The sequence below is a fragment of the Draconibacterium orientale genome (assembly GCF_900111425.1).
GTDB lineage: Bacteria > Bacteroidota > Bacteroidia > Bacteroidales > Prolixibacteraceae > Draconibacterium > Draconibacterium orientale.
In genome coordinates this window covers 47,104-59,704 of record NZ_FOHT01000014.1, presented here as the reverse complement: position 1 = coordinate 59,704, position 12,601 = coordinate 47,104, and the positions used below count along the sequence as shown (strand labels likewise).

At 46.2% G+C, this 12,601-nt stretch carries 8 protein-coding genes; all 8 read right to left on the bottom strand.

Annotation, left to right across the window (positions count from 1 at the left end):
• Nucleotides 1-205: 205 nt before the first annotated feature.
• Nucleotides 206-1,105 carry an alpha/beta hydrolase family protein gene (locus BMW53_RS09400; RefSeq protein WP_038555059.1) on the bottom strand — a complete coding sequence of 300 codons (900 nt, stop codon included), beginning with the start codon at nucleotides 1,103-1,105 and terminating at the stop codon, nucleotides 206-208.
• 33 nt (nucleotides 1,106-1,138) lie between these two features.
• A complete protein-coding gene (locus BMW53_RS09395) occupies nucleotides 1,139-2,704 on the bottom strand; it encodes a carboxylesterase/lipase family protein (protein ID WP_038555062.1) in 1,566 nt (521 codons plus the stop codon).
• Nucleotides 2,705-2,721: 17 nt separating this feature from the next.
• Nucleotides 2,722-3,918: an esterase gene (locus BMW53_RS09390; protein WP_038555064.1), complete on the bottom strand. Its 1,197-nt coding sequence runs from the start codon at nucleotides 3,916-3,918 to the stop codon at nucleotides 2,722-2,724.
• 19 nt (nucleotides 3,919-3,937) lie between these two features.
• Nucleotides 3,938-5,110, bottom strand: a complete 1,173-nt coding sequence (locus tag BMW53_RS09385) for an alpha/beta hydrolase (protein WP_038555067.1) — start codon at nucleotides 5,108-5,110, stop codon at nucleotides 3,938-3,940.
• A 10-nt stretch (nucleotides 5,111-5,120) separates the two neighbouring features.
• Entirely contained in the window at nucleotides 5,121-6,263 is a 1,143-nt protein-coding gene (locus tag BMW53_RS09380; protein ID WP_038555069.1) for an alpha/beta hydrolase-fold protein, read from the bottom strand.
• 3 nt (nucleotides 6,264-6,266) lie between these two features.
• Nucleotides 6,267-7,391 (bottom strand): alpha/beta hydrolase-fold protein, encoded by a 1,125-nt coding sequence (locus tag BMW53_RS09375; protein WP_038555071.1) that lies wholly within the window; start codon nucleotides 7,389-7,391, stop codon nucleotides 6,267-6,269.
• A gap of 181 nt (nucleotides 7,392-7,572) precedes the next feature.
• Nucleotides 7,573-8,745: an alpha/beta hydrolase gene (locus tag BMW53_RS09370; RefSeq protein ID WP_038555074.1), complete on the bottom strand. Its 1,173-nt coding sequence runs from the start codon at nucleotides 8,743-8,745 to the stop codon at nucleotides 7,573-7,575.
• A gap of 25 nt (nucleotides 8,746-8,770) precedes the next feature.
• The gene (locus BMW53_RS09365) at nucleotides 8,771-12,583 is read right to left on the bottom strand and encodes a glycoside hydrolase family 3 C-terminal domain-containing protein (protein ID WP_038555077.1); all 3,813 of its coding nucleotides are present in this window, start codon (nucleotides 12,581-12,583) and stop codon (nucleotides 8,771-8,773) included.
• Between the last annotated feature and the right edge of the window lie 18 nt (nucleotides 12,584-12,601).

The following is a 12,601-nucleotide window of genomic DNA, read 5'->3' as shown; positions in this document are numbered from 1 at the left end:
ATGACAGGCATTATATTTTAGATAATTCAATTTCAATTTTAGATAAAAATTGAAAAACTCAGGAATTGTGGGGGCAAACAATGCACGAAGCAGGCTGTACAAAAGAAATTAAACAACAGCCCCTTACAAGGTAAACCTTATAAGGGGCTCCGGAATAATTCGAACAAAACCTATACAAATTGATTCGAATTACATTTTTTGCACTTTAAAAGTTTTGGTTCTTCGATTCAAATTTCCAATCCTCATCGTTACACAAACCGCAGTCGTCGCCAACAAACATTTTCGATGCTTCCTTGTCGTCTTTCATTTGCCACTGGTACCAGGCTGTTGCCACTCTTGCAAATTCGCCTCCGTGTGGCTCACGATAGGTTCCGCCATGGCCCACATCCAAATTTGCTACAAACACAGGAACGTGGTTGATGCGTTTGTAGTCGTCCATGCCGTTATTGTAGGCAATATCGGTTTCGCCACCTAAAAGGTAAAGCGTGGGCGTATGTAACTTTTTCAGGTCTTCTTTTTCCAAAGCCGGCATTCCCGGCATGCCTCCGTTTGGCGTTGGCAAAACGCCGCTGTTGCAAACCACGGTGGTGGTTACACGCGGGTCGGGAGCCATTTCTAGGGTTTGTAGGCCTCCGCACGACATTCCGCTAACGGCAATGTTTTTCACATCTACTTTTTTGTAATACGGACTGTTTTTGTCGCTGTTTTGCGCGATGGCCCAATCGATGGCATCGCTTAGTTGCGACGATTGCGAACGGCCACCGCCTTGCTCGCCTTCTGCCGGCATCGGGCCAATAGCGATTACCAAAAATCCGTGCGATGCCACTTCGTTCAGAAAATTAATGTGTTCCCAGGGCGAGTTGGCACAAGCGCCGTTTCCCCAGGCAATTATGGGCAGTTTGTTTTTCTTGCCAAAAGCGCTCAAATCCTGAGGCCGAAAAACGGTGTGTGTAGCCAACGAAGGCTCCGAAATCATAATGGCTTTGTACTCACCAGTACCGCCGTCTTCAACAATTCGCGAAGCACTTTCCTGTGCGGTAGCCCGATTTACAAACGCGGCCGCCAACACAACTAATAAAAATAGGACTCTGTGTATTTTCTTCATTTTAATTCTGATTTATAATTTATACATCTACAATTATTCAAGGCTATTTACCCATTCTTTACCTTCGGGCGAACGTCGCCACTCAAAGTAATTGTTAAGCACCTCCAAAGACGCTGCACTTGGAACTTCTCCTACAAAAGGTGTTGCCCCTTTCAGGTACATCACGTCGGGATTTTCGTTGCTGAAAGCCGGCCACTCCGGAACTCCTTCACCATTCGGATTACCATATTTTGCAAAGTTGGTCCAGTAGTCAACCATCGTTTCCGAAAGTGCCAGATCTGACTCGTTCTCATGCTGATCTTCGGGATTCAGACCAAAAACAAAAGCAACATCCTGTCCGTGTGGCGAACCATAACCGTAACGTGGCGAATCTTCAGGATAATCGGGATGCTGATCGAAATAGTACAAATACACATCCGCTTGTCCGGTTTCCGATTGCAAACGCGCCCAACTCCAGGTATGCCAGCCAAAAGCGGCATCGCGAGCCAGGTCGCGTGCGGTTTTAGGAACCGTGTTTTCACCGGCAGGATACGCTTCAATCAGCTTGTCAGCAAATTTTCCGTAGCGCGCTCGTACCCCGGCATAATATTGTTCGGGTTCTCTTTCGCGCGAGAAACTTGCTCCCTCATCCGAATTGTATCCGATAAGCACAGGCACATCGTTGTAATTTCCCTTTTCGTAAAGTTTATATTGATCGTCGGGAATTACATAACCATCAACAATTGGCCATCCGCCGGCCATGCCGAAACCACTTGGCACTTCGTCGGCATCCAAGGCACGAAGTTCAGCAAGACTGGAAACACCTGCTTTTTGCATGTACTCCACTCCATCGGCTTCTGCCTTTTCGAGTGTTTTCATGTTTTCGCCAGGAAATGTTGTTGGACGCGTTGGCCCAAACGAACCGCCACTTTGCGAAATAGCGCCACTAAACAGACCTTTTGCCAAAGGTGATGCACATAACATACTTACCGATATACCACCCGCTGATTCGCCAAAGATGGTCACCTTGGAAGGATCGCCACCAAAAGCAGCAATGTTATCCTGTATCCATTGTAAACCGGCAATCTGGTCGAGAATTCCGTAGTTTCCTGAAACGTGATTCGGGCTTTCGGCACTCAGTTCGGGGTGTGCCAAAAAGCCAAACTGATTTACACGATAAGCAACACTTACCAAAATAACTTCCTCTTTTGCCAATATGGTTCCGTCGTAATACGAAGTTGCGCCACCGCTAAAACCGCCGCCGTAAATCCACACCAGCACGGGCAGTTTTTCTTCGGCCGACATGGCCGGAGTCCAGATGTTCAGGTACAGACAGTCTTCGCTTTTTCCGGCCGGAGGATTTCCACCCTGCATGGGAGAAGGCCCAAATTCTTTGGTTTCTTTTACGCCTTCCCATTTTTCGGCAGGTTGTGGTGCTTTCCAGCGCAAATCGCCTACCGGAGGCGCTGCAAACGGCACGCCTTTAAAAACCCGAAGCCCATCCTCAATGGTTCCTTCTACAATTCCCTGTTCCACTTTTACCTGCTCGGGAGGAAGCTGAGAACAAGCATTGGCCATAAAAACAATCGCTATTGCGAATAAATACATTAATTTCTTCATGTTTAAACTATTTTGGGTTATTCAGTTTTCCAAAGATTTGGCAAAAACCGGTAATACAACAAGTGCCGCCAGGTTGACCAATCGTGGCCACCACTGCCGCCCACATAATAATCGTATTCGATGTTGTGCTTATCAAGTGCCTTACACAATCCATCAACCCGCCGGCTAAAAAACCCTTTTGCTTCTTCAGTACCCTGCCCGATAAAAAGATAATCTACTTTGTCGTTCACCTTCGGATCGGTCAGAAATTGTGAAAGTGTAGTTTCAGCTGTTACATCTCCGGCGCTAAGGATTCCAAAATTCGCAAACAAATCGAGCGAACGGAAGCCGATAAACATACTGTGGCGTCCACCCATTGACAAACCGGAGATGGCGCGTCCTTTTGGATTTTGGATGGTGCTGTAACTTTCATCCACCAAAGGAATAACATGTTTGCGCAGTTCTTTTTCGAAAATATCGAAAGTGAGTTCGGTATGCTGCGGATGATTTCGGTGAATCACCTGGTTGTTTGGAATAGCGATAATCATCGGTTCGGCTTTCCCTTCGGCCAGCAAATTATCCAGAATCAGGTTGGCGCGGCCGTCGTAAATCCAGTTTGATGGCAATTCGCCACTACCGCCCACAAGGTAAAGCACCGGATATTCTTTAGCAGCATCGTAACCCGGTGGTGTATATACATACATTTCGCGCTCGCCATTGGTAACATCCGAATGATAAATGTGGCGCGTAACATTTCCGTGAGGTACGTTTTTGGCGTCGTAATACGCCGGGCCGTCGCCGTGCACAATCAACTGACTATAAGGCGGCATGGCCGTAAAAGCAGCAATTGTATTGCTCGGGTCGCAAATTTGCATGCCGTCAACATTAAAATGGTAAGCATACATATCGGGTTCGAAAGGCCCCACCGTTACCGACCAGATTCCATCTTCACCTTTTTCAAGCGGAAGTGGCTCACGCCCTCTGCCAAGAGCCGTAAGAATGGTTCCATCCGTAATTGTAACCACCTTGGCTTCAGGCGCTTTTAAGCGAAAAGTTACCATATGGTCGTCGTGCACTTCGGGCGAATTTAAAGGCGCACTAAAAGGAATCAATCCTTCAGTGTCCTTCTGCGGATTATAATCGAGATTAACATTGGCCTGCTGCGCTTGTGAAAGAATTGGGCACACAAACAAAGCAGTTATAAAAACCAGCAACAGATGTTTTATTCGTTTCATAATTTAGATTTTAGTTATTTTACTGAAATACCCTTGATGCAAAATCGTGTAAGGACTTTCTCCAAACCTGCCATTCGTGGTCGCCGGGAAATGAATTAAACTCCACTTTGAGGCCGTTTTCGCGCATAGTTTTTATCGCCTTTTTGGTATGTTCAATACGCATGTCCTGCTCGCCACACGAAATGTAGAACAAATCCAGGTTTTTATTAAATTTTTCCGACTCGGATAAAAGTCCCGGAATTTCCTTTTCGGCATCAAAACCACTTCCCGAAGTTCTGATTCCACCAAACAGTCCGGTGCTAAATACTCCTACAGAGCCAAAATATTCGGAACTTTCGAGGCCCACATAAAATGATTGCCCGCCTCCCATCGACAGTCCGCAAATGGCACGATTATCAGCATCCGCCAGTGTGCGGTAATTTGCATCGATAAACGGAACAATGTTCTTCGTCATTTCTTCTTTGAAAGGAGCCATTCCCTTGCTGCTGTAACCGCCAAAACCTCCGCCCGGTGCCCTTACGTTTCCGTTAGAAATCACCACGATCATTGGTTTTGCTTTTCCTTCGGCAATCAGGTTATCCAGAATAATATCGGTTTTTCCCTGCACAGCCCAGCCGGTTTCATCTTCACCACCACCGTGCTGAATGTACACCACCGGATACTTTTCGCGGGTATTTTTATCGTTGCCCGGAGGCGTATAAACAAACAGCCGCCTCCAGCTTTTGGTGTATTCCGAATAGTAGTATTTCGAACTTAAAGCGCCGTGCGGAACATCTTTAATTGCATAAAAATCAGCTCCTTTTTCGGGAATATCAATGGCGCTGGTCATTTTTCCGGTTCCGTAAAACGACTGGCTGGCCGGATCGGCTACCGGTACGTCATCAATCACCAAAAAGTAATAATGAAAGCCGGGAACAATAGGCTCGGTTTGAACCGACCATATTCCATCTGCACCTTTTTCCATGTCGTACTTTTTACCAAGGTCGATCTGCACTTTTTGGGCATTGGGCGCTTTTACCTGAAACACCACCGAGTTATCGGGCATAATGCACGGGCACTGGCTGGCATTGTTGTTGGTAGGTGCCGGAATGCCATTTTCGGGCATTTGCGCCGAAACAAAACCTGTCAGCAAACAAAACATCAGCAACAGCTTTGTTCGTTTTAAAATCGATTTATTGAGTAAGTAGTTCATTCTTCAGTGTTTATTTGAAAAGCAACTGTGCATACTGATGTAAACTGCGCCGCCAGGTTTGCCACTCGTGGGCGGTTCTGGGCGACTCGTAATACACATAATCGATGCCTTGTTTTTCGAGCATATTTCGGAAAGCACCAACTGAGCCGGGAAAAGGTTCTGGTTCTTTGGTTCCCAAACCCAGCCAGAAAACTTTCATCTGCTTATTTACAGATTTCCCGTTTTTAAAGGCTCCGTTTAAAAACGTTTCCGCATTAATTTCATCGGAACTGGGGTAATTTGAAGTGCCGCTAAAACCGCCGTAATACGCAAACTTATCAAGGTTATTCATACAAATGCGCATGGTTTGATTGGCGCCCATCGACAAGCCCGCAATGGCGCGATGCTCACGATCGGCAATTGTTCGAAAGCGTTTATCGATCATCGGAATGATTTCGTTCATCATAACTTCTTCGAAAACCATCGCCGGACGACCGCCGCCTGAACTTTGTGGTTTATAGGCATAGCCGTTGTCCATAACAATAATCATAGGCACCGCTTTTTGGGCTGCAATCAGGTTATCCAAAATGCGGTTGGCATGTCCCTGACTTGCCCATCCGGTTTCGTCTTCAAAACTTCCGTGTTGCAGGTAAAGTACCGGATATTGTTTTTTTGGATTAGCGTTGTACTCTGCAGGTGTATAAACAAAACAACGGCGAAACGACTGCGTAATTTCAGAGAAATAGGGCTGCTCGCTAACCAAACCGTGCGGCACATTTTTCAGTGCATAAGTGTCCATATCCTTAGCCGGAATTTCAATACCACTTCCCCAGCGGCCGGCACCATAAAAATAGTTGGTTCCGGGATCGGGAACTGATGCGCCATCAATGTTCAGCTGGTAATAATGAAAACCAACATCCTGAGGTTCCGATTCACCGGTCCACACGCCGTTTTCGTCTTTTTTCATTTCATAATTTACGCCGCCAATATCGAGTCTGACATTGTTGGCTTCCGGTGCTGAAATCTGCGCACGAACCCGGCCCTCAGAATTCACCTGAGGAAATTGTTTGCCGGGCTGATTTACAGATGACGGCTGAAAATCCTCAACCACATCCTGAGCGGCACAAATTCCGCTGATGAATAAAGCCGCAATTAATATGACTATATTCTTCATAAGTTATTCTTTAAACAGTAGCGGAGCCAGTTGATACAAACTTCTGCGCCAGGTTTGAAACTCGTGTGCAGTGCCTTCCGAAACATACGAAACCGCGTTGTAACCGGCATCTTTTAATGCTTTTGCCGCATTTTTCACTCCATCCGGACGTTCTTTGCTACCACAACTGATAAATACCAGCTTCAGGTTCGAATGATCTTTGATATCCTCAGGTGCATAAATACCACCACTTAACAGCGCATAATACGAAAACACTTCCGGTCTGTTCAATGTGATATCTTTTGTTTCCATGCCACCCATCGAAAGACCGGCCATTGCGCGGTGTGCCTGATCAGGAATAGTGCGGAAATGCTCATCAACATATGGAATCAGCTCATCTACCAAAACCGTTTGAAACGGAGTAACATCGAAATTACGCAGGCCGCCAAATTTGATTTCGTTGGTCATTCCGTAGGTATTCACAATGATAAACGGATCAATTTTACCTTCGGCAATCAGGTTATCCATAATCAGGTTGGCACGTCCCTGGTTCATCCAGGCTGTTTCGTCTTCGCCCCAGCCGTGTTGCAGGTAAAGCACCGGGTAACTTTTTGACTGATTTTTATAATAACCGGGAGGTGTATAAACAAAAGCCCTGCGCGAGGTTTCTGTACTTGCCGAAGGAAAAAGAATCTGCTGAACATGTCCGTGAGGAACATTTTTCAGGGCATAAAAATCCTGGTCGTGTGCCGGAATTTCAATACCACTCTCCCAACGTACCGATCCGTAATAGTTCAACGCTCCCGGATCGTTAAAAACACCACCATCAATAGTTACATGGTAATAATGGAAACCTTCGTCCATTGGGCCGGCAGTGGTTCCCATCCATACGCCTTCGTCGTTTTTTGCAAGCGGAGTTCCGCCTCTTGTTCCACCTAAACCAAGGCTCACCACCACACTTTGTGCTTCGGGAGCTTCAATGCGGAAACGCGCGTAGCCCTGCGAGTTTACCATGGGATATTCTTTTCCGGGTTGGTTTAATGTTGATGGTTTAAAATCTTCTTTTACTGCCGGTTTTTCGCTTTGAGCGACACACAGCGTAAGTGAGAAAACAAAGAACACGATTAATGTTGAAATGTATTTTTTCATGTTTTTAAGATTATTTATTTACAGTTGATAGTTAACTATTGAAAGGCAGAATTAATTCAGAAGCTATTGGTTCACAGTTCGACTCCGCTCACTGTGACAGTCAGGCTGAGCGAAGTCCCTGTCTGCCGACAGGCAGGGAAGTCTGGTTTTTAGCTTTTTTTACTAATCCTACCAGCATGTTTTAATTTTTGAATAATAAAGGTGCAAACTGATAAAGGCTGCGGCGCCATGTTTGCCATTCGTGGGCAGTTTCAGGCGACACATAAAAATGGGTGTTCATACCGGCTTTTTTAAGTGCTTCGGTATTTTCCTTTGGATTTCCCCATGGTCCCGGGCGTGGATTTTCAATCTCGCGACTTCCGTAGCTGATGAAAAGTAGTTTTACTTTTTCCTTAAAATCAGGATGTTGCTCAATGTCTTCCATGGTGATGCTGCCACCGCTAAACATTCCCACATTCGAAAAAACATCGGGGTTGGCCAGTGTTATAACACGTGTTTGCATACCTCCCATCGAAAGACCTGCCATGGCACGGTTTCCGGGATCGGCCAGTGTGCGGTATTTCGAATCAATCATCGGAATAATGTCTTTCAGCAAAGTATTCATAAAACCATCGGCCCAACCCTGGGGTGGCCACTGTGCCGGACGTTCGGCACCTTCGCGGTTACGCGGTGGCCTTGGCATTGCCCAGGTACCGTTGTCCATAACAATAATAAACGGAACGGATTTACCTTCGGCAATCAGGTTGTCCATAATTAAACCAGCGTGACCCTGGCTCGACCAACCTGTTTCGTTTTCGCCACCACCATGTTGCAGATACAACACCGGGTAACGTTTTTCAGGATTTTCGTCGTACCCCGGAGGTGTGTACACAAAACATCTGCGCATGGTCTTATTGCTTTCCGAGAAATACTGAAGCTCGCGCACCTCGCCGTGCGGAACATTTTTCAGGGCATAAAACTCCTGATCGTGTGCCGGAATTTCAATACCACTTCCCCAACGACTGGCGCCGTAAAAATACAAGCTGTTTGGATCGGGAACGGCAGCTCCGTCAACCCAAAGCTGGTAGTAATGAAAACCTTCGTCTTGCGGTGCCGATTCGCCGGTCCACACTCCGTTTTCATCTTTTACCAAATCGTATTTTACGGCGCTAATATCAAGTTGCACTTTTTCAGCTTCAGGAGCAGAAATTTGAACACGCACCCGTCCTTCGGAATTTACCATCGGGTATTCCTTTCCGGGTTGATTTACGGAAGAGGGTTTGAAATCCTCAACTACTTCTGATGATGATTGTGCAGAACAAAGCCCGCTAACCATCAAAAGAATAACGATTACGTTTAAAATTTTACTCATCATAATTTGTTTGTTGAAAGTTTATATTTTACTGTTTTAGTCCGCTATTTGTAATCCGGAAATAATCGAAGGCCACGTTGAACAGAGAATCCGGTTTGGTCGTGTCGGAATCGAACCAGAACGTACTTTTCATATACCCGGTAATGATTCCGTCGCCTACCATTAAGCCTGTTTTTATGTCTTTTATTGCCAGATCTGCTGTTCCCAGAATTTCGAAATTTTCACCATCCAAGGAATACGAAGCGGTGTAAATGCTTCCTTTTTTATCGAGTCTGAGTACCAAAGACTGGTCGCCGGTAATTTCGGTTTTCAGGTTGAACGAAGCCAGCGATTTTGCAATCCCGTTTTCTTCCATCATCAGATCGATGGTACCGGGTTGCGGCCCTCTTTGACGTGTGGTTTTAATCACCGCCCGGAACATGAGTTTCACAAAATTATCATCGTCCTGGTAAGCCAGAATTCCGGCATTTTCAGGTTGAGAAGGCATTCGTGATGCTGTCAGTTTTGTTTCCGCGGTCCAATCGTTATTGGCACTTTGCAGCAGAATGTTTTTGGCATTGTTGGTACCTTCCGAAACATCGCCAACTTCGCTGGTAATGGTCAGGCTGCCATCGTTTGCCGAAAGGCTTTGTGTCGCAGCATTTTCCCTGATCCATTGCCACTGGCTTCCAACAGCGCCGTTAAACTCGTCGCTCACTGCTTCCACATCAAAATTGAAATAGTAGGTGTTGGTTTCAAGCGTAATGTTGTCGATGAATTTCACCACTGCAGTTCCCGGAATTTGTTTTGCCTGCTGAATATCAACAGTAATTCCTTTTCCGGCAGCCGTTGCTTTCAGTTCCGGCACTTTGGTTTTATCTTTTAACAGGTAGCTGTATGCTTTTACCTCTTTATTGAATCCTTCGATGGATTTGCCGTTTACCAAAATTGATTTTGGATTGAGGTCGGGCATAACTTTTACAGGATAGCTGTTTGATTCGGTTACACCGTCGATGGTTACATAAGCAAATACCGATGCTACACCAACTCCGGTAGCGGTTACTTTGCCATTTTCATCCACGCTTACCACCGCAGGGTTGTTGCTTTTGTATTCAATTTCAGCTTTCGAAATATCGAAGAAACTATCGTCCGACATTGCAGCAGTTACACTTGTTTGAGCTGTATTTCCTGGGCGCAATATCATCTTGTCGCTTTCGGCAACAACAGTTGTTAACAACGGTTTGTATTCGCCGCTCATAACCGCTTCCAGTTCAGCTTTTATATCTTTTGACGATGCCCCAACTTCGAAAATATAACTTCCCTGATCGAAGGTAATTTTACCGGCTTCGGCATCCCAAAACCAAAGGTCGTTACAATCGATATCAATGGAAACGCGTTTTGTTTGTCCAGCCGGAATGGTTACACGTTTAAATCCTTTCAGACGTTTAATCGGGCGCTCCAGTTCTGCCTGACTGTCGGGTGTTTTTACATATACCTGCACCACCTCGTCGCCGTCAACCGCGCCTGTATTTTTCAAATCAACACTTATGGTTACTTTATCATTTGGCGTTAGCCTTGTTTTGCTGATACTGAACCGTTTGTACTCAAAAGTAGTGTACGACAAACCATAGCCAAATTCGTAAGAAACCGGTTTGTCGAAATACCAGTACGTTCTTCCATTCGAGCCATCGCCACGCAAGGTGTAGTCGTTAAATCCGGGCAGGTCGTTTAAGGATTTATGCCAGGTAACATTCAATTTTCCGCCGGGATTTACATCGCCAAATAAAATGCGGGCCATGGCAGTTCCCTGTGCCTGTCCGTTGTAACCAGTCCAGATTATTCCCGGAATATTCGGGTTGTTTTTGAATTGTTCCACTTCCACCATTCCCATGGTTTGCATCACCACAATGGTGTTTGGGTTTTCGGCGGCAACAGCCTCAATCAGTTGGTTCTGATTTCCAGGTAAGGTAATGGCGAAGCGGTCAGATTCTTCGCGGCCGGTACTTTGATCGGTTCCCACAAAAACCAGTACCACATCGGCAGTAGCAGCCATTTCAAGTGTTGCGGCATCGGTTGCAGGGCTTTCGGCTTCGCGGTAAACCAGCACCAGCGTTTGCGGCCCGGTAATTCCCAGCGTATTTATTTTTACCGAAACATTTTGTGGCCGTGCAAATCCGGGGAATCCACCGCGTTGCTGAACGGCCTCAATTTTTTGCGTTGCCAGAATATTTCCGGTTGCCGAACTCACACGCACTTCGAGCAAACCACCGTTACCCGAGGCTGCCACGTTAAAACGAATGGAATCAACGTCGGTAATATCCACATTGTCGTAAGCTGTCCAGTCGCCATCTTTTACTCCGCGAATTGAGGTCCGGCCAAAACGAGCTGCCACAATCAATCCAGGTGCCGAATCGTCGTATTTTGTAGCTTCGAATTCGGCTACCACTTCGCCGTTGCGCACGGTGGAAAAAGCATTCATGGTCAGAAAATCGGTGTTTCGATCCGTATTTCCAGTTGATGCAGAAACCACCTCAATATCCAGATTATGCTCTTTTATATAGTTCTGAATTCCCAAAAGTGGTGAAATACTCAAATGCGGTTCAATTGGCCCTGAGTAATCGCCCAGTTCCACTTTATCGGCCTGTGGCCCCAGCACCGCAATTTTTTTGATGTGTTTGGTATTCAGCGGCAATGCTTTTTCGGCGGGTTGAACCGTTACTTCGTTCTTTAGCAGAACCGGTGTTTTTGTAGCCACTTCAATGGCCAGATCGTTGTGCGCCGGATCATTCACAATATCCGGTTTTATACCTGCATACGGAACAATTTCAGCTGGGTCGAACTCACCCAAACGCATTCTTATGGTAAAAATATTAATTAGCGCTTTATCGATATCGGCTTGCGTCATCATACCTTTTTCCAAAGCACCCAGGGCATGAGCCTGATACACGCCGCCACAGTCGGTGTCAACGCCCGCTTTTAGCCCCAGCGCCGCTGCTTCTTCATAACTTTCCGTAAAATGATGGCCACGCACAATGTCGTCAATTGCACCACAGTCGCCGGTAACGTAACCGTCCATTCCGTAGGTTTTTCGTGCTACCGTATCCACCAAATATTTACTGGCCGACATGGGAACGCCGTTAACAGCGCCGTACGCCGTCATTATCGAAGGTAAATTGTAATCGCGAATCAGTGTTCGGTACGGAAGCAGGTAAAACTCGCGCATATCGCGGTCGTCCATATCCGAGCTGCCCGAGTGCCTGTTAAACTCGGTATTGTTGGCAAAATAGTGTTTTCCGCAAGGTACCGTTTTCAGGTATGTGGGGTCGTCGCCCATTAAACCCTGAATAAAACCTTTCCCGATTTCAGAAACCAAAAAAGGATCTTCGCCAAAAGTTTCGGCAGTTCTTCCCCAACGCGGATCGCGGGCCGGTTCAATTACCGGAGACCAGTAGGTAAGAGTAAAAATCAGGTCGTGGTTAAATCCACGTGCCTCGTCGGAAATTACTTTTGTTTCGCGTTTAATCAGCTCCGGGTCCCAGGTGGAACCTACGGCTACACTGTTTGGAAACGAAGTGGCTGTCATTCCGCTGTTGTTGTTTCGGCCCATTATTCCGTGAAGTGCCTCGCCCCAAACATCGTAATGATTAACGCCAAGCCGCGGAATAGGTGGCATGGTATTTCCCAACTGACTTTGCTTTTCTTCGGGAGTCATCCGCGAAACAAGGTCGATGGCGCGCTCTTTAAACGAGTACGCCGTGTTGAGATAAATAGGTTGCTTTGCCATTTGGCTTTGTGGAATAAAAGCCAGTGCAAACAACGAAAACAGTATTAAAATGATGGATGTTGATCGTTTAAAATTCATAATCTAATATTGGAGTAT